Source organism: Phaeobacter sp. JH20_26, assembly GCF_048056275.1.
In the GTDB taxonomy this organism is placed as follows: Bacteria; Pseudomonadota; Alphaproteobacteria; order Rhodobacterales; family Rhodobacteraceae; genus Phaeobacter; species Phaeobacter bryozoorum.
This window is the reverse complement of the sequence record NZ_JAYMWL010000013.1, coordinates 1,179,540-1,203,977: the sequence shown is the minus strand read 5'-3', so window position 1 is coordinate 1,203,977 and position 24,438 is coordinate 1,179,540. Positions and strand designations below refer to the sequence as shown.

The following is a 24,438-nucleotide window of genomic DNA, read 5'->3' as shown; positions in this document are numbered from 1 at the left end:
AACAGCTACGGGACTCGGCCACCATGACTTATGTCGTTACGGATAACTGCATCGCCTGCAAATACACCGACTGCGTCGAAGTCTGTCCGGTCGATTGTTTCTACGAGGGCGAGAATACCCTGGTGATTCACCCGGATGAATGTATCGACTGCGGCGTCTGCGAACCGGAATGCCCCGCCGATGCGATCCGCCCGGATACCGAGCCGGATATGGACAAATGGGTTGAGTTCAATCGGAAATACTCCGAAATGTGGCCAGTCATCGTCTCCAAGAAAGATCCACTGCCAGATGCAGAGGAACGCGACGGAGAAGAAGGCAAGTTGGAGAAGTACTTCTCCGAAGCTCCCGGCGAAGGCGGCTGATAACAGCAGGTGTCTGCGGCTCCAGCTGGCTGGTTGCTTCGCGACTCACCTTTGCAAGACTGCGCGGTCCGGGAACGGGCCGCACCGGAGACCCGCCGTTTTATGGCATTTTTCGGGTCTGGATCCATTGGGACCATGATGTTTCACGGAGCGCTGCCTTTTTGTGGGGCAGAAAATATGATATACTCTTTCAGTAAATGACCAACCACGGATGTCCGCCTTGACTGTGCGCCCTGCGACGCACGGGTCCTATGGCGGTTTTTCTGCGGCATTTCTGTGGGTGCGGGTATTCGGATCACCGCGCGCGTGGATGTGTGGCAGCCCAGCCGACCCGAAGGTCGGCACAGAGCGAGGAAAGACCTGTATGACTAAATCGAAGAAGCCTGAATTCCGCCCTGACGACTATGTTGTGTATCCTGCCCATGGCGTTGGCCAGATCATCTCGATCGAAGAGCAGGAAGTGGCCGGCTTCACGCTGGAACTGTTTGTGATCACCTTTGAGAAGGACAAGATGACACTGCGGGTGCCGACCAATAAAGCCACCGAAATCGGCATGCGGTCGCTCAGCTCCCCCGATGTGATCGCCAAAGCCATGACCACGCTCAAAGGCAAGGCGAAAGTCAAACGCGCCATGTGGTCGCGTCGCGCCCAGGAGTATGAGCAGAAGATCAATTCCGGTGACCTGATCTCCATTGCTGAAGTGGTCCGTGACCTGCACCGCACCGATGACCAGCGTGAACAAAGCTATTCCGAGCGTCAGCTCTATGAAGCGGCACTTGAGCGTCTGACGCGCGAGGTTGCGGCGGTTTCAGGTGGTGACGAAATCTCCGCCGCCAAGCAGGTGGACGAGGTGCTGACCTCCCGCGCGGCCTGATCCAGATCTGATCGCCGCAGGGTCCGATCCATCGGATATACGAACAAAGAAACCTAGGCCGCGCTCCAGGGCGTGGCCTTTTTCGTTTTTGCGCTATGCTTTAGGCGCTGACATGTGGATCGTGACGGCGTTCGTGTGTGACACATCGAGCCAAGACCCAAAAAACGAGCAGAGAACACCATGACGGACCTAAAGACTCGCCTGACCGATCTCTATCGCGGGACCGACAGTGCGTCGGTCCGGTTTCGCTACGGGCTGATCGGATTTGATGCGGTTACAATTCTATTCTTCATGTCGACGGCCCATATTCCCCATGGTCCCTGGCTGATCGGGCTGAGCTGGATGGCCGGTGTCGTCATCGCTTTGGATCTGGCGGCGCGGTTCTGGATCAGCGGCAACCGCCGCAAACTGCTCTGGCGCATCTATACGCTGGCCGACATTGTGGTGCTGATCTCACTGCTGCTGGAGACGATCCTGCCGGGAGGGCTGGCTTTCCTACGTATCCTGCGAGGGCTACGGCTGATCCACTCCTATCATCTGCTACAGGACCTGCGGCGCGACAGCCGGTTTTTCCGCCGCCATGAAGATGCAATCATCGCGGGGATCAACCTCTTCATCTTTGTCTTCGCAACCTCGATGACGGCTCTGGTGTTCTTCATGGATACATCCGGCAGCGATTATCCTTACATTGACGCGCTGTATTTTACCGTGGCGACACTGACCACGACCGGCTTCGGCGACATCACCATGGCCACACCAGCTGGCAAGACATTTTCGGTTTTCGTCATGGTTGTGGGGGTGACTTTGTTCGTGCGGCTGGCTCAGGCGATTTTTAACCCCCAGCGGGTGCGCTACACCTGCAGCCAATGCGGATTGACGCGCCACGATATCGACGCGGTGCATTGTAAACATTGCGGCGGGCAGCTGAAAATCCGCACCAGCGGGGTGGAGTGACCGGAACCAGGCATGGCTGTTCAGCCAAGCGCCGCCGCAAGGACCAGCAACCCGGAAAGCTCGCTCAGCTGTTGCGTCGCCCCCAGTACATCCCCGGTTTGTCCGCGAATCTTGGTACGCGCGGTTGCCGCGATCACGGCTGTCGCGGCAAGCATGGCCAGCAATACGCCCCAGCCTGACCAGCCCAGTATCAGCAGCGCCACCAGACCCGCAATCGCCAGCCCCAGCCCGCAGGCACGCCAAGGCGGTCGGCCGACGGAGGATGACAGACCCGAGCCGCGCGCATTCGCAAGCGCGGCCATCACCAGTGGCATCATGGCCCGGCTCAGCATTGCAACAGGCAGCAGGGCCCACGGGGCGGCCGCCGCCAGAATGCTGGCGTACGCCATCCAGCGCAGGCCAACGCTCAGGATCAGGGCCAGAACGCCATAGGTGCCGATATGGCTGTCCTTCATGATCTCCAGCCGCCGCTCCCGCGTGAAGCCACCCCAGAACCCATCAGCTGTATCGGCCAGCCCGTCCTCATGCATCGCCCCGGTCAGCACCGTCTGCGTCAGCAGCGCAATCCCCGCCGCGACCATCGGGCTGAGCCCGAAGGCCAGCGCCATCATCGACAGAATGCAGGCAGGTAACGCAACGGCAACCCCGGCAAAGGGGAAGGCCCAGACCGCGTGCGCATGGCGCGCAAACTGTTGTTTTTGCAACTTTGGCATCGGCAAACGTGTCAACAAGATCAACACGAGTAGAAAATCTATGCCAGATATGTCGTTTTTTCGCATTTGCGGGCCTCACAGAGGGCTTGCGGTGTCAAGATGAACGGGTACATACGGATGATCCGCTTTACCTGCGACGACCCCTTCGATGCAATGAGGCTTTCAATGCTGTCACCGCTCTTTTCGCTTGATCACTTTCGTGCGCAGCTTGCGCAGGCCCCGGGGGTGGACGAACAGGCTGAGACCGCTGCCGCCGAGCGCAACAGTCAACTGACCAAACCGCCCGGTTCGCTGGGGCGGCTTGAGGATCTGGCAATCTGGTACGGCAGCTGGCGCGGAAGCGAGCGTCCGGTGATCCGCGCGCCGCAGGTGATCGTCTTTGCCGGCAACCACGGGATTGTGGAGCAGGGGGTGTCTGCCTTTCCCAGTGAAGTGACAGCGCAGATGGTCGCGAACTTCAAACACGGCGGCGCGGCGATCAATCAGCTGGCCAAGCTGGCAGGCGCCCGGCTGGATGTTCACAGCCTTGATCTTGAAAAACCGACTCAGGATTTTACCAAAGGCGCTGCCATGGACAGCGTCGAGCTGCTCAGCGCGCTTCAGACCGGGTGGAAGTCGGTGGATCCGGCTGCGGATTTGCTTGTTGTCGGCGAAATGGGCATCGGCAATACGACCCCCGCCGCAGCGCTGGCCTGCGCGCTGTTTGGCGGCGACGCTGCGGATTGGACCGGCCGGGGGACCGGTATTGATGATACCGGGCTTGCCAACAAAACCCGGGTCGTGGCCGAAGGAGTGGCCTTGCATGGCCCAGCCATCACCGACGGTGTCGAGGCGCTGCGCCGTTTGGGCGGGCGTGAGATTGCAGCCATGGCCGGGGCGATGACTGCGGCCCGCATGATGCGTATCCCGGTTATTCTTGATGGCTTTATCTGCTGTGCCGCTGCGGCCTGCCTGATGCGGACCCATCCGGCGGCGCTGGATCATGCGGTCGCGGGTCACCAGAGCGCCGAAAGCGCCCATGCCGCGCTGTTGACCCACCTGGGCAAGCCGCCGTTTCTCTCGCTTGACCTGCGCCTTGGCGAGGGATCGGGTGCGGCTTTGGCGATCCAGGTCCTGCGGGCCGCCGTTGCCTGCCACAGCGGTATGGCGACATTTGAAGAGGCGGGCGTCTCGGTCAGCTAGGCCGGGGCGCGACGGGGCAGGATCGGCGCTCAGGCTGACTTCTGGTCAGTGGACTTCTTGGCTTCGGCAAGCTCCAGCAGGGCTGTTTCCAGATCTTTTTCCAACTCGCGGGCGCGGGCGATGTAGGCTGGGTTTTCACTGGCCGGCGTGCCCGGGATCCAGAGGCTCGCCAGTTCCCGCACAGTATGGCGGTCATGCGCATAAAAGGTCTGTTCAGCCTGTGCGGCCTCATATTCGCTTAGGCCGATCTGCTCCAGAACGTAGCGCCCCGCGCGAAGCGAGCTGTCGAACATCTCGCGGACGATATCATTCGCCCCCGCCTTATAGAGCTCAAACACGTGGTTGCGGTCGAAGGCGCGCGCAACGATATGCAGCTCCGGATGGCCGCGACGGGCATGGGCGACCAGCCTCAGCGCGGCCTCGCGATCATCCAGTGCGACAACCAGAACCTTGGCCTTGGCAATCCCCGCGGCTTTTAGCAGCTCTGGCCGGGTCGGATCGCCGAGGAAGCTCTTCACCCCGAACCGGCGCATCAGCTGTACCGAGGCCATATTGCTATCGAGCACAACCGTGTTGAACCCGCTGGCGCGCACCAGACGATTGACAATCTGACCAAAGCGGCCAATCCCGGCTATGATGACGGGACCTTCTTCGTCGATTTCGTCGGCGGCCTGTTCCTTGGGGTTGTCCTTGCTGTATTTCGACAGCACGTCATAAAGGATGAACAGAAGCGGGGTGATCAGCATCGACAATGCAATCACCAGAAGCAGCTTTTCCGACAGCTCGGGCGGCACGACATTGAGCTGCCGCGAAAATGCCAGCAGGACAAAGCCAAACTCCCCCGCCTGTGCAAGGCCCAGCGTAAACAGCCAGTGATTTCGTTTCTTCAGGCCGAAGGCCTTGCCGACAAAATAAAGCACTATGCCTTTTGCAAGGATGACGAGAAGCGCAAGGCCGATCAGATCGCCCGGCTCGGCCAGGAACAGGCGGTAGTTGATGCCAGCCCCGACCGTGATGAAGAACAGCCCCAGCAGCAGCCCTTTGAAAGGGTTGAGATCGCTTTCGAGTTCATGGCGAAATTCGCTGTTGGCCAGAACAACCCCGGCCAGAAAGGCGCCAAGCGCAGGCGAGAGACCAACCAGCGTCATCAGGAAGGAAATGCCGACGACGATCATCAGCGCCAGGGCGGTGTACATCTCCCGTAGATTCGATGCGTGGATGAAGCGGAAGACCGGGCGGGCAAGATAGACACCGGCCAGCACAATGGACGCAATCGCCCCAATGGTGACCAGCGTCACGGCCCAGCCGGGCAGCCCTTCGACCAGAGAAAGCGTTGCGTGGCCGGAGGCCGCATGGGCTTCCTCGGCGCTGCGCGCAATGGATCCATCGCCAATGATCTGAGCGCCATGCTGGGCAGCGAGCAGGGGCAGCAGTGCAAGAATCGGGATGACCGCGATATCCTGTGTCAGCAGCACCGAGAATGTCGCCCGCCCGCCACCGGTACGCATCAGGCCTTTCTCCGAGAGGGTCTGCAAGACGATCGCAGTTGACGAGAGCGAGAGCGCCAGACCAACGGCCAGGCTGACCTGCCAGGTCTCCCCCGCCAGCATGGCCGCGCCCATCAGGGCCACGGTGCTGAGAAGGATCTGTAATCCCCCAAGGCCAAGCAGTTTGTTCCGCATTGCCCAGAGCGCGCGCGGCTCAAGCTCCAATCCGATCAGGAACAGCATCATGACGACGCCGAATTCGGCGAAATGCCGCAGGTCTTCTGCTTCGCTTCCGACGAAGCCAAAAACCGGTCCGATGATGATCCCGGCCGCCAGATAGCCAAGCACGGAACCGAGGCCCAACCGCGCCGCGATGGGCACCGCAATTACAGCGGCTGCTAGGTAAATTGTCGCCTGATAAAGAAATGCGTCCATAGGCTTTGATATCGCAAGCGTAGGGCGTGTTGGCAACGTCTAACATGCCGCCGTCCCGATAGCGGAGCGTTGCCGCCGGTCGGCCTTTCACACCACCGATCATGAGACCGGGCGGGGACACGGCCGTGGATGTCAAAATGCGGAGGGATCAACGAACCCCGGAGGCGCTCCAAAGCAAGGAGCGCCCCCGGTCAGGCGCGCGAAAGCGCCATGCGAAAGAATGAGCCGCGTAACAGCTTGGTCAGTGTCAGCGTTCCAGCGAGCGGATTTCATTGCTCAATTTGGCGATACGTTCCAGGCGATGGGAAATACGTTCCTGAAACACGCCGAGCTGGTCGATGATATCGGCAAGTGTCTCGCCCGATTCCGGCAGGCGGGCGCTTTCAATCTTACACAGGACACGGGTTGAGCTGAGGCCAAGAAAATGTCGGTGCATGACCTGGCAGGCATGCATGATGCGCGAGGCCTCGCGGTCCACCTGATCCAGTCCTTTGCCCGCGCGCTCAAGCTGCGCAGCCACCAGTTCGGCCAGTACCTCACGCTCGCCCTGCATGTCGACATCGCCAAGGCTGCGCCGCTCTTTCTGCAGCTGGATGTCGCATTCCTTCAGAACGCGAACCATACATTCGACAAACAGTGAATCATCGACGGCGGTTTCAATCACCGCAAAATTGCTGTCTTTCCCCATTACATGGGCCGCGAACCAATCCGACATCTCGCGCGACATAGCACCGTAGTTCTGCGAGAGCACGGTGACCGGACCGCCTGACGGCTCAATGCGTGACGCGATGACCCGCAGGTTATGCGGGATCGTGTGCATGGCGTCGAAATCTTTGATCAGACCTTCGGTTTCCGCAACAAGCGTCTTGGCGTTGGCCAGCATCTTGCACAGATCGACGATCATCTGATCCGGCTCGTTCTCCAGCCCGATGTCTCGTGCGATCAGTTCTTCGCTCATCGCTTTTGTGGCGAATTGGCGGTAGTTTTCGTAACCATGTTCGACGATCCAGCTCTTCAGCCGTTCGGCGCTTTCCTCTGGCGACAGACCTTCGTCTTTTTCAGCAGCCAACAGCTTGGTATATAGGGCGCGCACGTTGTCAAAGATCTTGCTGCTGGGTTTGAGGCGGGCCGACAGATAGCCATCGCCGCAGGGCACGACAACCGCATAGACCCAGTAATACAGGCCATCCTTCGATTTGTTTTTGACGTAGGCGCCCATGGTCTGGCCGCTTTTGATCGTGTCCCAGAACAGTTGAAACACGCCCTTGGGCATGTCCGGGTGGCGAATGGTGCGATGCGGCGCGCCCAGCAGCTCTTCCCAGTCGTAATTGGACACCCTTTGAAATACATAGTTACCGGCAAGAATGACCCCGCGGCTGTCAGTGCGCGAGAAAAATACTTCGTTCAGCCCAAATGGGGCTTCTCCGCGGGAGGGGCGGCTTTCAATGCGACGATCTACAAAGGACACGGTCTCTATCCAATCTCTGAGTCTGTACCGTGTTTGTATATCGCACGAGTGTTCACGGAACCTTAAGTTGGCAGGGGGCCATCGCTTTTTAATTGTGCCATGACGATCTGACTTTGGACCCGCGCAACAGTGGGATGTGGCAGTAAAATTTCATGCAAAAGTCGATTCAGGGCGGCCAGATCAGTGCAAAATACCCTAAGTAAATAGTCCGCTTCGCCCGTCATCGTCCAGGCGGAGGTGATTTCCGGGCGCGATCTGACCAACCGGGAAAATCGCTCAGACTGTTCGGGTCCGTGGCTCTCCAGATGAACCTGAACAAACCCCTGCACGCTCAACCCCAACTTGTCAGGATCAAGCCGCGCCTCGTAGCTGCGGATATAGCCATCGGCCTCCAGTCGCTGCCTGCGTCGCCCCGCCTGACTGGCAGAGAGATTCAGCAATTCTCCCAGCTGCTGCGCGGTAAGATGGGCATCCTTCTGCAAGGCTGCCAGCAGTTTCTGATCGGTTGCGTCCAACATGTGCGGAACTTTCACGTAAATCACTAGATGAATGCGCGTTCTGCGCATCTGGTCCTAGGTGTAACCTAAACTATGCGCAAAACAAGCATCGGAATTGCGGTATTCTGGATGCAGCTACACCATTCCCGATCTGGAGGAAGCCGCATGGGTCCATTCCCGCATAATGCCCCGAAGTCCGTCATCAGCGCCGAAAACCCGGCCGGCACCGATGGTTTTGAATTTGTCGAATTCGCTCACCCCGAGCCTCAGGAGCTGCGCGATCTGTTTACGCGCATGGGCTATGAGCTGGTTGGTCATCATAAGGCAAAGCCCGGCGTGGAGCTGTGGCAGCAGGGCGATATCACCTATATCCTGAATGCCGAGGCCGGTAGCTTTGCCGAGAAATTCGTGGCCGAGCATGGTCCCTGCGCACCCTCGATGGGCTGGCGGGTGGTTGACGCGCAAAAAGCGTTCGAACATGCCCTGTCCAAAGGCGCCGAAGCCTATGAGGGCGACGACAAGACCATGGATGTGCCCGCGATCAAGGGGATCGGCGGCTCTCTGATCTACTTTATCGACCAGTACTATGACACCTCGCCCTATAACGAAGAGTTCGAGTGGCTGAAGCAGTCCAAACCACGCGGCGTCGGCTTCTACTACCTCGATCACCTGACCCACAATGTCTACAAGGGCAATATGGACAAGTGGTTCAAGTTCTACGGTGAACTGTTCAACTTCAAGGAAATCCGCTTCTTTGATATCGAGGGCAAGTTCACCGGCCTGTTGAGCCGCGCGCTGACCTCCCCCTGTGGCCGGATCCGCATTCCGATCAACGAAGATCGTGGCGAAACCGGGCAGATCGTGTCCTATCTGAAGAAATACAACGGTGAAGGTATCCAGCACATTGCTGTCGGGACCGAGGATATCTATGGGGCGACCGACGAAATCTCCGAACGCGGGATCACCTTCATGCCGGCGCCGCCCGCGAGCTATTATGAGATGAGCCATGATCGTGTCGTCGGTCATGACGAGCCTCTGGACCGGATGCAGAAACACGGCATCCTGATCGACGGCGAAGGGGTCGTTGACGGAGGCGAAACCAAGATCCTGCTACAGATCTTCTCCAAGACCGTGATCGGGCCGATCTTCTTTGAGTTCATTCAGCGCAAGGGCGACGATGGTTTTGGAGAGGGGAACTTCAAGGCTCTGTTTGAGTCGATCGAGCGCGAGCAGATCGCCAATGGAGAGCTTACAGGGGTAGAATAACTGTCCCTTACCCCACTGAACCAAAGAAGCCGGGCCTATGCAGGTCCGGCTTTGACAAGTCAGCTTCGAATGAGCGTCTTCAGTTAAGATGCAGCCCATAGCCACTCGGAATTAGCCACTCGGAATTTTCAGCGTCAGATTTCGATTGCCTTTCTGGTATTGCAGCTGGCTGTCGCCGATAGCGACAACGCGGCCACCGTCGATCCGGTCTCCGACCTTCACCTTCTTGTAACGCCCATTGGGCATCAGGATCAGCGCCCGGCGATTTGAAGGGGTGCCATAGACACCAATCAGGTTCACGCGCCGCAGGTTGATCGCGTTGTCGATCGTGGCCTGACGGGCCACGGACGCGCTGGACGGGATCCGGGGCGTCACGGTCTGCGGCGGGCTGCTGGCAACGGCTTCGGCAATGCTCGGCTCCGCGTTGCGCTGCGGGTTGCGTTGGGCACGATCGACCAGATTGGCAAAATTGGCCGGCCGCGCGCGCGGAACCACGGAACGCGCAATGGCCTGTGCGGTTGCAGGCAGGCTGTTCTCTTCAGCGGGCTTCAGTCCGGGCGGGCGCGGGCGGGGACGTAAGGCGCCCAGCTCGGCGCGGCTCAACCCGCCGAGCTGGGCCCGTTCGTTCTGCTCAACCAGATCCCTTGGGCGTTGCTTCGGCCGGAGTTCCGACAGGATCGCCTGTCGCGCGGCTTCCTCTGCTGCCGCTGCAACTTCGGGGTCGGGGCGGGCCGGTGTCGGCGGCGGGACTTTCTCCGGGCGACCGAGGAACACCATGACCCCATCCGGGTTCAAGCTGCCTTCCGGAGTCGCTTTGACCAAGCCGCGCTCATCCAGTTCAAACTGCTGACCGGGGGCCGTTGGCGTGCTGACCGAACCAAGTTGCAGGTCGGTCGCGTAGAGATCCGGATCCGGCAGCGCGATGGCATCTTCGGAAATATCTGTCGGGTCAATCGAGGCCACGTAAAGCGTCTCGAGGTTCTCCGCCCCCGGTGCCTCCGGCGTTTCGGGGGCGTGCTGCCAGATACCTGTGGCCGCATATTGGGCGGCGCGGGTCAGCGGTGTATCCTGTTCGGCGTCGCCCATTTCTGGGTCCGCCTCAGGTGCCAGCTCTGCCAGATCGAGGTCTTCGGTCAGCGTCTGCTCCGCCGCTTCGGGTCCCTCCTGTTCAAGCCGCAGGGCATCCAGAACCGCCGTATCGGTACTGGAAAGCCCATCCACGTCGCTCTCTGCCGGGTCGGAGGGCACGGCGGCGGCGTCATCGGAGATGTTGTCCAGCGGTAGCAGGGAACCATCGTCCGGCTGATCGGGAATGGCGCTTACCTGTGGGGCAATGTCGCCAGCCTCAGCGGTCTCGGGCGTGTCCAGAGGGACCGCGGTGCCATCAGTCACGGCGTTGCGCGTCTGCTTTTCCGCAAGTATGGCCCAGGCGGCCACGATTGCCATGAATAGGAGCAGAGCCGTCACTAGAGCAAGCCCCAGGAAACGTGGTTTGCCGCCGATTTTTTTCTTTCTGACGCCGGCCAGCAGAGCAGCCTTGCCTGCTTCATGCAGGGATTTCTTATCCTTCGGGGTGTCCGTCAGGGAAATCTCAACCATTTCATCGCGGGGCAGGACAGGCGCTGGACCCGATGGTTTTGGCGCCGGGGGGATGATGGCCTTGGCGGCTGCGGGCGGCGAAACTATGGCCGGGGCCTTGCCCAGACCACCACCAGACCCGACAGGGCTATCTGCCAGGGCGATCGTGCCAAACGCCGCATGCGGGACCACGCGACCAGCATCAGGGGATTTGCCATTAGCAGTCAGCCCTGGTGTTGTAGCAGCGACCTTGTCCGACGGTTTATCTGACGGTTGCGCCGCGTCCGTGGAAGTTCCAGCCGGGATCGACGCCACATCCGCAGCGGCGGTCGTGGCGCGCAGCGTTGGTTCGCTCCGGACTGCGCCCTCCTTGCGCCTGCGCGTGGAAAACCCGGTCGCGGCAGCGGGTTCGGCGGGGTCGCTTGGGGTGTCGGCTGTCGCTGATGGTGCGGTCTCCACCGCAGAGGTTTCGACAGTGTTGCTCGCTTCAGGCGCGGTTGCAGCCGTGTTCACAACCGCTTCGTCCGCCGTTGCGTCCTTGGCGGCAGCAGCGGCATCGGTCGGCAGGGCATCCGGCTGCTCGCCGGGTCTGGCCTCGGTGCCGTCAGACGTGCTTTCCACAGGCTCAGGCTCAGGCTCAGGCTCAGGCGGCGCGGCGGGGCCTATGTTGACGACCGCAATTCCATCAGGCTCAGCTGGTTCTTCCCCTGATTGCAGCAACGTCTGCGAGGCACCAAAGTAGGGCTCTCCCAGAAAATCCATATCGCCCGGTACCGCCACGAAACCAACCGGCAGAAACCCGTGCATCAGAGCAAAATCTTCGGCTTCCTGCAGTGTCTCCCGGGCCACTGCGGCCACATGCGTCTGCGATCCATCCTCGCTGAGGTCAAAGGCTAGTTCATCGACCCGATACGGGGTCGCCCCGTCCAGTCCCCGTTCGGCGGCGGCACGACGATCCGCAGTGTCAGTGACGCCGGTCTGAAGGGTCAGATAGCGGATCTGATCATTGGGGATGATGAGCTTGCAGGCGATCGGCCCCTGGGCGTACCGTTCGCCCAGTCGGCGCAGGTCTGCCAATGCCTCACCCAGATCCTCCACATCCAGCGCAACCGTGCCAATCTGACGCCAGCCACCAGCGGCTCGCTGCAACAGGCAAACGCCGGTGGAGGACAGAGAGAGTGCAAACCCCGGTTTCATGATGCAAACACGCCTTCAGCTCTAATGTGCCCATACCCCAGTGTGGCAAGGCGATCTTGGCGCAGACCATACGGCAGAGCGGGCGCAAGGGAAAGGAAAAGACACCATTTCCCCCTTGCAGGCGGTCAATTGCCATCCCCATGTAACACCTCAGAAAGGGAGCAGTTCTATGAAAGCGACACATATTTTGGCCTCGGCCCTGGCCGTCGTGCTGGCAACAGGTCTGGCAAGTGCCGATGAAACCCGCATCGACCGGCAGATTGCCGTCACCGGGGACGCACGTATCGCGGTCACGCCCACGCTGGCAACAATCACGCTTGGCGTGACCGAAGAAGCTGATGAGGCCGCGCTGGCCATGTCGGCCGTCTCGACCAAGATGGTGGAGGTCGTCGATGAGTTGAGAGCGGCCGGCATCGCGGCTGAGGATATGCAGACCCAGCAGATCTCGCTCAACCCGGTCTGGTCGCAGGATCGCAGCTATGACGACGGGCGCCGCAAGATTACCGGGTTCTCGGCGTCAAATACCCTGGCCCTCAGGATCCGCGATCTGGATCGCCTGGGCGAGGTGCTTGATCAGGTGCTGAGGGTCGGCGCCAATGATTTCCGCGGGCTTAGCTTTGGTGTAGCCGATCCGGCCAAGGTGCAGGACCAGATCCGGGGGGCAGCGGTAAAGGATGCCCTGCGCAAGGCGACCCAGCTCGCCGAAGCCGCTGGGGTCGAACTGGGGCCGGTACGGTCGATCCATGACCGCGAGACCGGCGGTGGCCAGCCGATGATGGCGATGGAGATGGCCCGCAGCGCCCCTATGCCGATCGAGGCGGGCGAGCTGAGCTTTAGTCACAGCGTGTCGGTTGTCTACGATATCAAATCCACCGACGCCGACTAACCACATAGCAAAAAGGCCGGGGTAACCCGGCCTTTTTCATGTTTTGGCAGTGCCGTTGCCCTAGCTGGTGGCGGCGGTCAGCGCCTGATCCAGATCGGCGATCAGGTCTTCAGCATTTTCGATCCCGATCGAGACACGCACGACATTGGCCCCGGCGCCGGCGGCTTCCTGCTGTTCCGGCGTCAGCTGACGGTGGGTGGTGGAGGCCGAGTGGATGATCAGCGACCGGGTATCGCCAAGGTTCGCGACATGGCTGAAAATCTCGAGAGAGTTCACCAGTTTGACACAGGCGTCATAGCCGCCCTTGACCGCAAAGGTGAACAGCCCGCCGGTGCCCTTGGGATAGTGCTCCTTGGCACGGGCGTGATATGGCGACGAGGGCAGCCCCGCATAGGTCACATAATCAACCCGCGGATCCTGTTCGAGCCAGGACGCAACGGTTTTGGCGTTCTCGCAGTGGCGTTCCACCCGCAGGCTAAGGGTTTCGACCCCCATCAAGGTGTAATGCGCGGCCTGTGGGTTCATCGTCATGCCGAGGTCACGCAGACCGATGGCAATCCCGTGGAAGGTAAAGGCCAGCCCGCCAAAGGTCTCGTGGAACTTCAGCCCGTGATAGGCCGGTTCGGGCTGCGACAGCGACGGGAATTTGTCATTTGCCGACCAGTCGAATTTGCCGGAATCGACAATCACGCCGCCGGTGACGGTACCATTGCCGGTCAGGTATTTCGTGGTGGAATGCACCACCAGCGTCGCACCATGGGCAATTGGATTGCAGAGGTATGGCGTGGCAGATGTGTTGTCGATGATCAGCGGCACGCCCGCCGCATCTGCAACATCCGCAATCGAGCGGATATCGGTCACATAGCCGCCGGGGTTGGCGACCGATTCCCCAAATACGGCCCGTGTATCGTCATCAATTGCGGCAGCAACCGCATCCGGGTCGTCAAAATCGACAAATTTCGCTGACCAGCCAAAGCGTTTGATGGTCTGGCTGAACTGGGTGACGGTGCCTCCATAAAGGCGCGTCGATGCAACGACGTTACGGCCCGGGCCCATCAGCGGGAACAGCGCCATGATCTGTGCTGCGTGGCCGGAAGAGCAGCAGACCGCGCCGACGCCGCCTTCCAGGGTCGCAATGCGCTCCTGGAGTACGGCGACCGTGGGGTTGGTCAGGCGCGAATAGATAAAGCCAACTTCCTGCAGATTGAACAGGGCGGCGGCGTGATCTGCATCGCGGAACACATAGGCCGTGGTCTGGTAGATCGGTGTCTGCCGCGCACCGGTGGCCGGATCGGGCTTTGCGCCCGCGTGAATCTGCAATGTGTCGAACCCGTAGCTTGGCGCTTCAGACATGGATGTGCTCCCCTTGGATGGTCGAATACGTCTCGCGCGTAAGAACACTCCGCCACGGCGCGTAAGGCAAGGCGCAATTTGGACGCGCCTCTTGATCGGTGACGCCGGGGCCGATTGAAACAGCGCTGCCTGGCCCTTGGTCCTGATCCGGGGCTGCCAGCGGCGGCGCCGGTTATCGCATCCAGAAGCCTGCGGATTTGATCCGATTGCGCAGGGCCTGCTCCTTGCGAGGCAGGTTGTCGCGGTCAAACATCGCGCGCAGCTTGGCACCGCGCCCCTGGTAGATCATCCGTTTCATCGGCTCATATTGCTTCAGAACTTTCTTGATTTTGTTCGGGCTTGCCACGGTCTCCAGCGCGTCGACAACGGCGTCGCTCTCGCGCGCATATAGCAGCGGGAAGCTGCGGTAATGGCAGCTGGTCACCCCGTCGAGATATCCCTCCGGCAGCGTGTCGCGGCCACCGCCCAGGCTGTGGATGACAAGGGGCAGGGCGATCTGGTCCAGCCAAGGGTCAAGTGACTGCCCGATCAGCGCCATGGGCAGGTCGTCGCGGATTGATGTCGCATAGTCGAGAAACCGGCGCCCAAAGACCTGCGGACAGGCACCATAGAAATAGCCGGCATTGAAGTAGAGATAGCGGCGCCAGAAATTTTCAGGCTGGCTGAGATCGAGGCTGCTGTCAAAATCCAGATCGAAACGGTCATAGAGCGCCCGCCAGATTCCTGTCATGTCGGGCCCATAGAGCGTGGGCTTCGGCCAGGTGCCTTCGCGCCGCAGCGATGCCGAGGGCCGGCCAAAATCAAACGGCACCTGATCAATTGGACCGGTGATCAGCGTATCACTGTCAAAGAAGACAAAAGGCTGCCCCTCAGGAAGCGACAGAAGCGCCTCGATCTTGTTCCCATAGGGGTAGGCCTGACCAAAGACGTCGGACTGAAATGGCAGGAGTTGCGCCCCAAGCATATCCAGCGCCTGCAAGACCGGCTGGCTGCGGATGCTCGGGTCCTTGTGCCACTTGGGTCCAGGCTGCGGAACCGCCACATAGAGCCGCCCGGCAAAATCGGGAGCATAGTGTCGCAGAGAGGCGGCAAACAGCACCGCCTCATATTGCAACCGTCCGGCCTGTCCGATGATCATAATGTTGAAATGGGGATCGGTCATGTTGTGGCGTCCGGTTTTCTGGCGATGCGGTGTTCATATACTTTCGGCACGTATGCGGCATCCCCTGCAATGCGGTTGCGGCCATGATCATATATTTCCACCACCGCTGCCAGTAGGTCTCTGGAGAGATTGGCATTTGCTGCCTGACCGCCTGCCTGTCGAACCAGCAGGCGCAGGTTTCGCCTGAGCGCTACTATTTCGTCAATGCGCCTGCAAGGCAGGGCTTCAGTGGCCTCCTGTCTGACCACGACGAACACTGCGCCGATCGCTACGAGAGGGCACGGGCTCTGCTGCGAAATTGACGCCGCGAAATTCTCGGGTGGGTGACGAATTTTTCGTCTTGCACCCTCCATCCAGAGACGCTATTTCGCTGCCCAAGGCCCCTATAGCTCAGCTGGTAGAGCAACTGATTTGTAATCAGTAGGTCCGCGGTTCGAGTCCGTGTGGGGGCACCATTTACCTGACATAGCTGGTATGATCGATTGATTTACGCTCTTTGCAGTCGCAATCAGTTGATGGGATGCCCTCAGGCGACCTTCGGTCATGACGTGGGTCTTTCCGGCCCTTGCACTGCGGGCTGGCCTTTTCGGTACAGGACCTATCCGATCCACCGCCACCGCGCAGGGTAATCGACCTGACTGTGTCAATAGGCCAGCGTGACTGTATTAAGTCATCCGTCATTATTTGACTGCAATTTAACGGTAGGGACGAATCGGTTAGCAGTGATGCAGTCAGGTGAGGCTTGTTTTCACGCTTGGGCGTAACCGAAGGGACAGCGCCAAAGAAACACGGGAAGGAGGATGCGTTTGTTTTCTTTATCGCCAGACCTCGTGAACTCCGTGTCCAGTCAAAACCAGCTTGTGCGCTCGGATCTTCCGTCGCGGTTTGCCTCCATCAGCCTGGTCTCGCTGTTGTCGCTCTACTTCCTGTCGTTTCAGGCCGTCGCGGTGGTCTATGGCGCCTATGTCCTTGTCGAAGTTGTTGGGCTGCGGGTCTATCGCAGGCTGATATCTGAGGTGACCGTCCGCAACACGCTGCTGTTTGCCGGCTCCGCATTCGTCGGCGTCTGCGTCTTTAACTCCCTGTCATTGCTGTTGTTTCTGCACCCGGAACCCTTTCCGAAACTGATGGGCGCAATGCTGCTGATCATCGCGCTCAACCACTGTGTTGTTGCGCGGTCAGCCTGGCTTCATTTCGGTATCATCACGGCGGTGCCGATCATCTGCACGGTTGGCTATATGATCAGCGCGACGCTGTCCCGGTTTGCCAGTGCGGGAGAGATGGTCATAGCAGCGGTGGTCGCCCTGCTGGGGGCCGCCTACATGCTTCATGCCATGTGGGTGCAGCACCGGCTGACCGCCCGCCTGCAAGAGGCCCTGCGTGCGGCAGAAGCTGCAAGCCGCGCGAAGAGCCGTTTCCTCGCAGCGATGAGCCATGAGATCCGCACACCTTTGAATGCGATCTGCGGCATGTCCGAGCTGATCGAGGAGGAAAACTCCGGCTCTGAAACGCTGAGGGAGCAGACGCAGCTTCTGCGCAAATCGTCTCAGGCGCTGACCGGCATTCTTGATGACGTATTGGATCACGCCAAGATCGAGTCCGGTCAGTTCGAGCTGAACCTCGCGACAGCGGTCCCGAGCGAAGAAATCTCCAGTGCCGTTGAAATGTATCGCGCACGGGCGGATGAGAAGGGGCTCAGGCTTCATATCAGATTGGAGCCGGGTATTCCCGACTATGCCGAATGTGATGCGCTGCGCCTGCGTCAGGTGATCGGAAACCTTGTTTCGAATGCCGTGAAATACACCGAGGCTGGCCATGTCGAGGTCGTCGCCGATATCGAAGAGTTCGAGGGGCGTGCGATGCTGCGTGTCGCGGTGTCTGATACCGGACGTGGCATGACACCCGAGCAGAGCGCCAAGCTGTTCACGGATTTCTATCGTGCCATCGACAAGGCTGCACCAAATGTGCCGGGCACCGGTCTGGGCCTGGCGATCGCCCGCCATCTGGCACGCATCATGGGGGGCGATATCACCGTTCGGACCAGCCCCGACTGGGGCAGCTGCTTTACCTTTTTCTGTCCGATAAAAAGCCTCGACCCTGCGGAGGTTGAGACCCTTCAACAGCCGACAACCGGTAGCGAGATCAGCGATCTCGGGGGGCTGTCGATCCTCGTGGTGGATGATACCGCCTCCAATAGAATGGTCGTTCGCGCCTTCCTCAAAAACAGCAACGTCCAGATCACAGATGCCGAAAATGGCGTCGAGGCGCTTGCCTGGCTTGAGCAGAACCCGGTTGATCTTGTGCTGTTGGACATGAAGATGCCGGTCATGGACGGTCGCGAAACACTGACCGAAATGCTGCGGCGTGGTGGACGGATCGGGGCCACCCCGGTGATCATGTTGACAGCGAATGCGGCCCCTGAGGAGCAGGAGCTGTTTTTGCAGCTGGGTGCGGCCAGTTACCTTGCCAAACCTGTCAAGAAATCGGTTCTACTGTCGGAAATTCGCAAGATAGCGATGCCGTCGTTAACTCGCACGGTCTGATCGGCTCTCACACCGACAAGAACCGTTCGTAAAAAGAAGTTCAACCCACAGGAATTAATTCAAAATTTACGATTGCCGGATAGGTTGAGTCAAATTTTCGATAAATTTGCAGAATGCACGCCCGCGGGCGGCAGGAACAGCTGGCCGGATCGCGGATGCAGTCGACAGATATTACATTTGATAATTTTGGGGAGACCGGCGCGCTCTTTACCGAGCTTTTGCGCGCGCGCTACCGTCATTTCGTCAAGCTACGGCGCTGGGATCTGCCCAATGTGCGTGGATTGGAGTTCGACCAATATGACACGCCCGAGAGTATCTACTGTGCAGTTCACGACGGGATGGCTGTTCTCGGCGGCTTCAGGCTGACCCCCACAACAGCGCAATGTATGAACACCAGCTATATGTTGCGGGATGCGCAGCTGGGCCTGCTGCCGGGGCTGCCCTCCAATGTGCTGGATGACGCCGCGCCACAGGATCCGGGGATCTGGGAGGTCAGCCGGTTCTTTGTCGAAGACACTCTGGGAGCCCGTGATAGAATGCGGGTGCGGCGGCTGCTGGAACAGGGGTTTGCCCGTTTCGCCCGGGATTGGAATATTGATACGTTCTTGTGTATCACCTCGGTGACGGCGGCGCTGCTCATGCGCAGGGCCAGCCTCTCGATAAGCTCGGCAGGCCCCCGGTTCGAAGCGGGTGGAGAAGTCTGCCAAGCCTACCACCTTAGCGTCGTTGCAAAAAGCCAGCGCAGCGATGCGGCGTGAATGCGCAGGGCGTCACGCGCGGGTATTCCGTTATCTTAGCAGATCTGATGGTCACGGCGATCCAGTGAGTTGCGCCCGGTCTGTGCCATGGCAATACTCAACTCGTCGCTGAGCGCCTGCCAAAGCTGGGTCAGCCCGGATTCTCCTTTTGCAGCAATCGCAAACTGCAAAATGCGGCCCAGAAATACAAAATCAGCCCCCATGGACAAGGCTTTCAGGACGTCTTCACCCGACCGGAGGCCGCTGTCATAGAACACCGGGAATTCCGGCCCCAGCGCGGCCCGGATCTTCGCGAGCATTTCGATAGGAGCAGGTGCTGCCTCAAGCTGCCGGGCGCCGTGGCTGGAGACTTGAATGGCATCGACGCCCGCCGCCACCAGCGCGCGGGCGTCTTCAACGTCCAGCACGCCCTTTATCACCAGTTTGCCGGGCCAGAGGTCGCGCAGCCGTGCCAGCGTGTCCCATGTGGCGCGCGCCCGGCTTTCGGTGCGGTCGAAGTCATAGCCCTCCATCTGGAAATTCGCCATCACCGGCTTGCCCTTCAGCAGGGTGGTCAGCGACCAGCGCGGGTGCAGGGCAAAATCGACGAACTGCCGCGGGCCGATGCGGAACGGCATTTTGAAGCCATGGTGCAACTCGCGCGGGCGGCGGCCCACCTCGGGCACATCGACCGTCAGCACCAGCGTCTGATAGCCGGCCGCGCGGGCGCGCTCCGCCAGTTTGAAGGTGCCGCTGCCGTCGCCGCTGAAATAAAGCTGGAACCAGGCATAGCCCTCCGCCGCCTCCAGGATAGTCTCCAAAGGGGTCGAGGCAACGGTCGAGACCCCATGCGGCACCCGGTGGCGGGCGGCCAGCCGGGCCAGCATCAGGTCGGCGCCGGGGGCGGCGAGGTTGCACATGCCCATGGGGGCAATCCCGAAGGGCCGGTCCGCCTCGGCGCCGAAGATGCGGACCGCCAGCGAGCGCCGGCTGACATCGCGCAGGATGCGGGGCCGCAGGGTGATGGCATCCAGGGCCGCACGGTTGCGCGCCGCCCCGGTCTCCTGCCCGGCGGCCCCGTCGATATAGTCAAACACCATCCTGGGCAGCCGCCGCCGGGCCAGGCGGCGGGCGTCCTCGGCCGAATGGATGGCGCCTGCACCCATCAGTCGGCCACGGCCTTCATGAAGCGGTCGCGGATTACCACCGGGTCCATCGTGATCACCGGCATCTTGGCGTTGCCGCTGTCGCATTTGACGACCAGTACCGTGGCCTCGCCGCTGGCCAAAGCCTCCTCCAGCGCAGGGCCGGTGTCCTTGTCCTGCACCTCCACCACCCGGGCGCAGCCGGCGGCGCGTGCCATGCCGGCCAGATCGGTGCGCTGGCTGGTATAGGTCGGCTGATCGCCGGTGGAGCCATAGGAGCCGTTGTCGATAATCATCAGGATATAGTTGCCGGGCGCGTTGTTGCCGATGGTGGGCAGGGTGCCGAGGTTGGTCAGGATCGAGCCGTCCCCGTCGATCACGATCACAGGCTTCGGCTGCGCCAGCGCCAGTCCCAAGCCGATGGAGGACGCCAGCCCCATGGTGCCCAGCATGTAGAAATTGCTGGGCTGGTCGTCGATGGCGTGCAGCTCTTGCGACGGAATGCCGATGTTGCAGACCACCAGTTCGTTGCGCAGGATCGGCGCGATCTCTTTCAGGATTTCGGAACGGATCATTGGTCGCCATAGCCTCCCCAGAAATTGGCGTCGGTCAGGATGGCAACGGGCTTGTTGCACATGAAGGTGTATTTCAGGATGTTGTCCAGCTCCTCGACATCTTTCTGCCAGTGGAAGTGGTATGTCGGGATGTTGAGCTGGGCCAGCAGCGCCTTGGTATGCACCGCCATTTCGACCTGGCAGGCCACCGGCTCGCGCAGCTCGCCGCGGTAGGAGATCAGCATCGGCAGCGGCATCCGGTAGTACTGGATCAGCGTCGCCAGCGTGTTGATGGTGACCCCGATGGCAGTGTTCTGCATGATGATGGCCGGGCGCTTGCCGCCCATCCAGGCGCCGGCGCACAGCCCCATGCCCTCATCCTCCTTGTTGGAGGGGATATGGAAGATGTCGTCGCGCTGGTCGATCTCCTCGATCACCCCGGCCAGCTGCTTGCAGGGCACGGTGGTGACGAAGGAGACGCCGTTGGCCGCCAGATCGTCAGCGATCCTCTTGTCTATGGTCATGGTTGGTTGCCTTTGCTTCGGGTGTCTTGTTTCTCGGGGTCAGGTGGTGCGGCAGACATGCACGGCGCAGGGCGCGTGGCGGACCACGCGGGCGGCAGTCGAGCCGAGGAAAAAGTCGCTGAGGCCCGGTTTGTGGGAGCCGACGACGATGCAGTCCATGCCGTGCTGCTGCGCGTATTCGACAATGGCGCGGTAGGACCGGCCCTTGACGATTTCCGTCGATACATCGCCATGATCGGCGGTTTTCTTTGTCAGCTGCTGGCGGGCATTGGCCAGGCCTTCGCGCAGGGTGTCCTCGTCGAGGTAGGTGCTGACGGATCCCTGTGGTGCCTCATAGACATGCAGCGCCGTGATCTGCCCGCCGGGGTTGCACAGGGTGGCGGCGGCCTTCAGCGTTGTCCCCGACACCCCGTGATCCAGAGCCATGGGAACCAGGATTTTGTCATACATCGTTGCTCTCCGTTTGTTAGGGGCGCGGGCTCAGGCCCAGGGGTCGAGGATGATCTTGGGCGCCGCCACCGCGCCGCTGCGCAGATCGCGAAAGGCAGCGGCGCCCTCTGACAGCGGACGCAGCTCAGACCAGCCCAGCGGCCCGAGACGGCCGTCAAAGATCGCCTGCGCGGTGTCGCGGAAATCCTGCGCGGTATAGGTGTAGGTGCCGATGAAGGTGATTTCCTGCAGCGTCATGCGGCGGATATCCAAGCCGCCGGTGTCCTCGCCCAAGCCAACATGAGCAATCACCCCGCCGGGCGCGGCAGTGGCAGAGGCGGCAGTGCGGGTGGCGGCATAGCCCACCGCGTCCACCACCAGCGGCACCATGCCCTGAAACTCCGCCACCGCCTGCTGGTCGCAGCGATCTGTCAGAAAGGCACGGCGCGCGGCGTTGGGTTCTTGGATGGTCACGTCCTCCACCCCCATCGCGCTGAGCGCCAGCGCCGCCGCCAGCCCGATGGCACCGCCGCCGATCACCAGCGCGCGGCGTTCGGTGTCCGGGTGCAGCGCCTCCAGCGCCAGCCGGGCGGCGTGCCAGCTGACCGCCAGCGGCTCCGCCAGCGCGGCCTTTGCCAGCGGGACCGCGTCCGGCACGGTCACCAGATTGCGTTCCGGCATCGCCACGAACTGGGCAAAGGCGCCCTCGCGCGGGGGCATCGAGATGATCTGGCGGCTGGCGCAGAGGTTTTCGCGCCCCGATGCGCAGGCGGTGCAGCTGCCGCAGGTGACCAGCGGGTTGATGGTGACGCGGCGGCCTGCCTGCGGCCCGTCCTCGACCACCCCCGCGGCTTCGTGCCCGAGGATCAGCGGTGCGGGCCGGCGGCTGTCGTGGCCTAGATAGGCGTGCATGTCCGACCCGCAGATGCCGGAGGCATGGATGCGGATCAGATGCTCGCCCGGCTGGCCCGCGGCCATCGGCACATCGCGGACGGCAAGCGTCTCAACCCCTTCATAAACCAAGGCTTTCATTTCGCGGTGAACCCCCCGTCAACCATCAGGATTTGCCCGGTGACATAGGCCGAAGCCTCCGAGCACAGGAACAAGAGCGGCCCGTCGAGATCGTCCAGCCGCCCGTTGCGGCCGATGCAGGTCTGGGCGGCGTTGCGGGCCGCGCGCGCGTCATCCTCGAATACTGATTGGGTCAGCTCGGTCGGGAAGAACCCCGGCCCGATCGCGTTGGCGGTGATGCCGTGGGGCGACCAGGCTTCCGCCATGGCGCGGGTCAGCTGGCCGATCCCGCCCTTGCTGGCGCCATAGGCGATGCCACCGGGAAAGGCGCGGGTTGTCTGGAGCGAGGCGAAATTGACAATCCGCCCCCAGCCCCTGTCCTTCATCGCAGGCACAAACGTTTGGCTAAGGAAGAAGGGCGCCGTCAGGTTCAGCGCCAGTGTGCGGTCCCAGCCCTCCGTGGTCACCTCATCCGCAGGCTGCCGCGTGTTGACGCCGGCCGCGTGGATCAGGATGTCCGGCGCGCCGAAGGGGGCCGCAACGGCGTCCCGCAGTGCCGCCAGCGCGCTGCGGTCGGCCACATCGGCCACCGTATACGCCGCGCCTGCGCCGATCTCCGAACAGAGGCTTTCCAGCGCCTCCGCCCGGCGCGCCACCGCCACCACCTGCGCCCCGGCGGCGGCCAGCGCGATGGCCGCGCGCCGCCCCAGCCCGGAGCTGGCGCCGGTGATGCAGGCGGTCCGGCCCGTCAGATCGAACAGGGCGCGCGGGTCAGCCATTGGCGGTCAGGTCAAAGGTTTCGTCCGGGAAATACTTGGCCAGCCGCACATCAGCGGCGCGGGCGTGACCCTCCATCCCCTCCAGCCGTGCGATCCGGGCCGTGGCCTCTGCCACCGGTTTCGAGCCTTCGCGGGTGGCGCGCTGCCAGGTGACGATCTTCATGTATTTGTGAACGCTGAGGCCGCCTGTATAGCTGGCCGCGCGCGAGGTCGGCAGCACGTGGTTGGTGCCCGCCGCCTTGTCCCCGTAAGAGACCGTGGTCTCCTCGCCCAGAAACAGCGAGCCGTAGCAGGTCAGCTGCTCCAGCCACCAGTCCAGATCCTTTGCCTGCACGGTCAGATGCTCGGGCGCGTATTCGTCGGAGCAGGCCGCCATATCCTCGCGGTCTTTGCACAGGATCACCTCGGCATAGTCGCGCCAGGCGGCGGCGGCGTTCTCGCGGTTCACCTCCGGCAAGTCGTCGATCAGCCCCGGCACCAGCCGCATGACGTCCTCGGCCAGGGCGCGATCATCGGTCACCAGCCAGACCGGAGAGTTATAGCCATGCTCGGCCTGGCTCACCAGATCGGTGGCGACGATATGGGCGTCGGCGGTGCCGTCGGCCAGGATCAGGCTGTCGGTGGGGCCTGCGATCATGTCGATGCCGACGCGGCCGAACAGGATGCGCTTGGCCTCCGCCACAAACTGGTTGCCGGGACCGACCAGGATATTGGCCTTGGGCAGGCCAAAGAGGCCAAAGGTCATCGCCGAAACCCCCTGCACGCCGCCCATCGCCATGATCTTGTCGGCGCCGCAGATATGGGCGGCATAGACGATGGCGGGGGCCACGCCCACGCCGGGGCGCGGCGGCGAACAGGCGGTGATGTGCTTGCAGCCCGCGACCTTGGCGGTGGTCACCGTCATGATGGCGCTGGCGATATGGCTGTAGCGCCCGCCCGGCACATAGCAGCCCGCCGCATCCACCGGGATCACCTTTTGCCCGGTGACGAAGCCGGGGGAGATTTCGGTCTCCACGTTCTGCATCGTGCTTTTCTGCAGCTCGGCAAAGCGGCGCACGTTGTCGTGGGAAAACCGGATGTCGGCCTTGAGCTTCTCCGGTACCTGCGCGCAGGCGGCTTCGATCTCCTCTGCCGTCAGCAGCACGTTGCCCTCGTATTTGTCGAACTTCGCGGCATACTCCAGCGCCTTGGCATCGCCGCCGGCCTCAATGTCGTCCAGGATGCCCTGCACGATTTTATGGGTCTCGGACGCGTCCGACTTGGGGGTCAGGGCCGCCTTTTTCAGGTATTCACGGGTCATGT

22 protein-coding genes and 1 tRNA gene are annotated in these 24,438 nt (G+C 61.5%); 9 read left to right on the top strand and 14 right to left on the bottom strand.

Annotation, left to right across the window (positions count from 1 at the left end; all coding sequences use genetic code 11):
- The first annotated feature begins 23 nt into the window (after positions 1-23).
- From fdxA to VWY60_RS11570, 3 genes are all read left to right on the top strand, one after another.
- Positions 24-362 (top strand): ferredoxin FdxA, encoded by a 339-nt coding sequence (gene fdxA, locus VWY60_RS11580; RefSeq protein WP_008559821.1) that lies wholly within the window; start codon positions 24-26, stop codon positions 360-362.
- A gap of 364 nt (positions 363-726) precedes the next feature.
- Positions 727-1,236: a CarD family transcriptional regulator gene (locus VWY60_RS11575; protein ID WP_340544782.1), complete on the top strand. Its 510-nt coding sequence runs from the start codon at positions 727-729 to the stop codon at positions 1,234-1,236.
- Between the two features lie 180 nt (positions 1,237-1,416).
- Positions 1,417-2,190 (top strand): ion channel, encoded by a 774-nt coding sequence (locus VWY60_RS11570; RefSeq protein ID WP_340544783.1) that lies wholly within the window; start codon positions 1,417-1,419, stop codon positions 2,188-2,190.
- Between the two features lie 20 nt (positions 2,191-2,210).
- Here the strand turns inward: VWY60_RS11570 and VWY60_RS11565 are convergent, their stop codons facing one another.
- The gene (locus VWY60_RS11565; protein WP_416540535.1) at positions 2,211-2,969 is read right to left on the bottom strand and encodes an adenosylcobinamide-GDP ribazoletransferase; all 759 of its coding nucleotides are present in this window, start codon (positions 2,967-2,969) and stop codon (positions 2,211-2,213) included.
- 99 nt (positions 2,970-3,068) lie between these two features.
- Here VWY60_RS11565 and cobT point away from each other — a divergent pair, with 99 nt between their 5' ends.
- Entirely contained in the window at positions 3,069-4,085 is a 1,017-nt protein-coding gene (cobT, locus tag VWY60_RS11560; protein WP_340544785.1) for a nicotinate-nucleotide--dimethylbenzimidazole phosphoribosyltransferase, read from the top strand.
- A 29-nt stretch (positions 4,086-4,114) separates the two neighbouring features.
- On the opposite strand, the gene VWY60_RS11555 is transcribed toward cobT, so the two are convergent.
- The 3 genes from VWY60_RS11555 to VWY60_RS11545 all read right to left on the bottom strand — a co-directional run bounded on the left by VWY60_RS11555 (position 4,115) and on the right by VWY60_RS11545 (position 7,993).
- The gene (locus VWY60_RS11555; protein ID WP_340544786.1) at positions 4,115-6,007 is read right to left on the bottom strand and encodes a monovalent cation:proton antiporter-2 (CPA2) family protein; all 1,893 of its coding nucleotides are present in this window, start codon (positions 6,005-6,007) and stop codon (positions 4,115-4,117) included.
- 247 nt (positions 6,008-6,254) lie between these two features.
- Positions 6,255-7,475 (bottom strand): PAS domain-containing protein, encoded by a 1,221-nt coding sequence (locus VWY60_RS11550; protein ID WP_340544787.1) that lies wholly within the window; start codon positions 7,473-7,475, stop codon positions 6,255-6,257.
- Between the two features lie 62 nt (positions 7,476-7,537).
- Entirely contained in the window at positions 7,538-7,993 is a 456-nt protein-coding gene (locus VWY60_RS11545; protein ID WP_340544788.1) for an Lrp/AsnC family transcriptional regulator, read from the bottom strand.
- A 144-nt stretch (positions 7,994-8,137) separates the two neighbouring features.
- Here VWY60_RS11545 and hppD point away from each other — a divergent pair, with 144 nt between their 5' ends.
- Positions 8,138-9,238 (top strand): 4-hydroxyphenylpyruvate dioxygenase, encoded by a 1,101-nt coding sequence (gene hppD / locus VWY60_RS11540; RefSeq protein WP_340544789.1) that lies wholly within the window; start codon positions 8,138-8,140, stop codon positions 9,236-9,238.
- A gap of 111 nt (positions 9,239-9,349) precedes the next feature.
- On the opposite strand, the gene VWY60_RS11535 is transcribed toward hppD, so the two are convergent.
- Complete coding sequence (locus tag VWY60_RS11535) at positions 9,350-12,013, bottom strand: hypothetical protein (protein WP_416540534.1); 2,664 nt, start codon at positions 12,011-12,013, stop codon at positions 9,350-9,352.
- 169 nt (positions 12,014-12,182) lie between these two features.
- On the opposite strand from VWY60_RS11535, the gene VWY60_RS11530 reads away from it, so the two are divergent.
- Entirely contained in the window at positions 12,183-12,899 is a 717-nt protein-coding gene (locus tag VWY60_RS11530) for an SIMPL domain-containing protein (RefSeq protein WP_340544792.1), read from the top strand.
- Positions 12,900-12,959: 60 nt separating this feature from the next.
- On the opposite strand, the gene VWY60_RS11525 is transcribed toward VWY60_RS11530, so the two are convergent.
- Positions 12,960-14,252 carry an O-acetylhomoserine aminocarboxypropyltransferase/cysteine synthase family protein gene (locus VWY60_RS11525; RefSeq protein WP_416540533.1) on the bottom strand — a complete coding sequence of 431 codons (1,293 nt, stop codon included), beginning with the start codon at positions 14,250-14,252 and terminating at the stop codon, positions 12,960-12,962.
- A 172-nt stretch (positions 14,253-14,424) separates the two neighbouring features.
- Positions 14,425-15,414, bottom strand: coding sequence for a hypothetical protein (locus VWY60_RS11520; RefSeq protein WP_416540532.1), 990 nt, complete (start codon positions 15,412-15,414; stop codon positions 14,425-14,427).
- Positions 15,415-15,793: 379 nt separating this feature from the next.
- Here VWY60_RS11520 and VWY60_RS11515 point away from each other — a divergent pair.
- From VWY60_RS11515 to VWY60_RS11505, 3 genes are all read left to right on the top strand, one after another.
- Positions 15,794-15,869 (top strand) — tRNA-Thr (locus VWY60_RS11515).
- A gap of 405 nt (positions 15,870-16,274) precedes the next feature.
- A complete protein-coding gene (locus tag VWY60_RS11510; protein WP_416540531.1) occupies positions 16,275-17,957 on the top strand; it encodes an ATP-binding protein in 1,683 nt (560 codons plus the stop codon).
- Positions 17,958-18,112: 155 nt separating this feature from the next.
- On the top strand, positions 18,113-18,715 hold the full coding sequence (locus VWY60_RS11505; RefSeq protein ID WP_416540530.1) for an acyl-homoserine-lactone synthase: 603 nt from the start codon (positions 18,113-18,115) through the stop codon (positions 18,713-18,715).
- Positions 18,716-18,750: 35 nt separating this feature from the next.
- On the opposite strand, the gene VWY60_RS11500 is transcribed toward VWY60_RS11505, so the two are convergent.
- From VWY60_RS11500 to hisD, 7 genes are read right to left on the bottom strand one after another with little or no spacing between them, the layout of a single operon-like run.
- The gene (locus tag VWY60_RS11500) at positions 18,751-19,860 is read right to left on the bottom strand and encodes an alpha-hydroxy acid oxidase (RefSeq protein ID WP_416540529.1); all 1,110 of its coding nucleotides are present in this window, start codon (positions 19,858-19,860) and stop codon (positions 18,751-18,753) included.
- Positions 19,860-20,414 carry a sulfopyruvate decarboxylase subunit beta gene (comE, locus tag VWY60_RS11495; RefSeq protein WP_416534739.1) on the bottom strand — a complete coding sequence of 185 codons (555 nt, stop codon included), beginning with the start codon at positions 20,412-20,414 and terminating at the stop codon, positions 19,860-19,862. Before comE ends, VWY60_RS11500 begins: the two co-directional genes overlap by 1 nt.
- Positions 20,411-20,917, bottom strand: coding sequence for a sulfopyruvate decarboxylase subunit alpha (gene comD, locus VWY60_RS11490; protein ID WP_416540528.1), 507 nt, complete (start codon positions 20,915-20,917; stop codon positions 20,411-20,413). The genes comE and comD overlap by 4 nt, the downstream gene beginning before the upstream one ends.
- Before the next feature lie 39 nt (positions 20,918-20,956).
- Positions 20,957-21,367: a universal stress protein gene (locus VWY60_RS11485; protein WP_416540527.1), complete on the bottom strand. Its 411-nt coding sequence runs from the start codon at positions 21,365-21,367 to the stop codon at positions 20,957-20,959.
- 30 nt (positions 21,368-21,397) lie between these two features.
- Positions 21,398-22,378: an alcohol dehydrogenase catalytic domain-containing protein gene (locus tag VWY60_RS11480; RefSeq protein WP_416540526.1), complete on the bottom strand. Its 981-nt coding sequence runs from the start codon at positions 22,376-22,378 to the stop codon at positions 21,398-21,400.
- Positions 22,375-23,136, bottom strand: a complete 762-nt coding sequence (locus VWY60_RS11475; RefSeq protein ID WP_416540525.1) for an SDR family NAD(P)-dependent oxidoreductase — start codon at positions 23,134-23,136, stop codon at positions 22,375-22,377. Before VWY60_RS11475 ends, VWY60_RS11480 begins: the two co-directional genes overlap by 4 nt.
- Positions 23,129-24,436 (bottom strand): histidinol dehydrogenase, encoded by a 1,308-nt coding sequence (hisD, locus tag VWY60_RS11470; protein WP_416540524.1) that lies wholly within the window; start codon positions 24,434-24,436, stop codon positions 23,129-23,131. The genes VWY60_RS11475 and hisD overlap by 8 nt, the downstream gene beginning before the upstream one ends.
- Between the last annotated feature and the right edge of the window lie 2 nt (positions 24,437-24,438).

Bases quoted from the DNA above. Each gene is read 5' to 3' on its own strand.
- fdxA (WP_008559821.1), top strand. From the start codon at position 24: ATGACTTATGTCGTTACGGATAACTGCATCGCCTGCAAATACACCGAC.
- VWY60_RS11575 (WP_340544782.1), top strand. From the start codon at position 727: ATGACTAAATCGAAGAAGCCTGAATTCCGCCCTGACGACTATGTTGTG.
- VWY60_RS11570 (WP_340544783.1), top strand. From the start codon at position 1,417: ATGACGGACCTAAAGACTCGCCTGACCGATCTCTATCGCGGGACCGAC.
- VWY60_RS11565 (WP_416540535.1), bottom strand. From the start codon at position 2,969: ATGCGAAAAAACGACATATCTGGCATAGATTTTCTACTCGTGTTGATC.
- cobT (WP_340544785.1), top strand. From the start codon at position 3,069: ATGCTGTCACCGCTCTTTTCGCTTGATCACTTTCGTGCGCAGCTTGCG.
- VWY60_RS11555 (WP_340544786.1), bottom strand. From the start codon at position 6,007: ATGGACGCATTTCTTTATCAGGCGACAATTTACCTAGCAGCCGCTGTA.
- VWY60_RS11545 (WP_340544788.1), bottom strand. From the start codon at position 7,993: ATGTTGGACGCAACCGATCAGAAACTGCTGGCAGCCTTGCAGAAGGAT.
- hppD (WP_340544789.1), top strand. From the start codon at position 8,138: ATGGGTCCATTCCCGCATAATGCCCCGAAGTCCGTCATCAGCGCCGAA.
- VWY60_RS11535 (WP_416540534.1), bottom strand. From the start codon at position 12,013: ATGAAACCGGGGTTTGCACTCTCTCTGTCCTCCACCGGCGTTTGCCTG.
- VWY60_RS11530 (WP_340544792.1), top strand. From the start codon at position 12,183: ATGAAAGCGACACATATTTTGGCCTCGGCCCTGGCCGTCGTGCTGGCA.
- VWY60_RS11525 (WP_416540533.1), bottom strand. From the start codon at position 14,252: ATGTCTGAAGCGCCAAGCTACGGGTTCGACACATTGCAGATTCACGCG.
- VWY60_RS11520 (WP_416540532.1), bottom strand. From the start codon at position 15,414: ATGACCGATCCCCATTTCAACATTATGATCATCGGACAGGCCGGACGG.
- VWY60_RS11505 (WP_416540530.1), top strand. From the start codon at position 18,113: ATGCAGTCGACAGATATTACATTTGATAATTTTGGGGAGACCGGCGCG.
- VWY60_RS11500 (WP_416540529.1), bottom strand. From the start codon at position 19,860: ATGGGTGCAGGCGCCATCCATTCGGCCGAGGACGCCCGCCGCCTGGCC.
- comE (WP_416534739.1), bottom strand. From the start codon at position 20,414: ATGATCCGTTCCGAAATCCTGAAAGAGATCGCGCCGATCCTGCGCAAC.
- comD (WP_416540528.1), bottom strand. From the start codon at position 20,917: ATGACCATAGACAAGAGGATCGCTGACGATCTGGCGGCCAACGGCGTC.
- VWY60_RS11485 (WP_416540527.1), bottom strand. From the start codon at position 21,367: ATGTATGACAAAATCCTGGTTCCCATGGCTCTGGATCACGGGGTGTCG.
- VWY60_RS11480 (WP_416540526.1), bottom strand. From the start codon at position 22,378: ATGAAAGCCTTGGTTTATGAAGGGGTTGAGACGCTTGCCGTCCGCGAT.
- VWY60_RS11475 (WP_416540525.1), bottom strand. From the start codon at position 23,136: ATGGCTGACCCGCGCGCCCTGTTCGATCTGACGGGCCGGACCGCCTGC.
- hisD (WP_416540524.1), bottom strand. From the start codon at position 24,436: ATGACCCGTGAATACCTGAAAAAGGCGGCCCTGACCCCCAAGTCGGAC.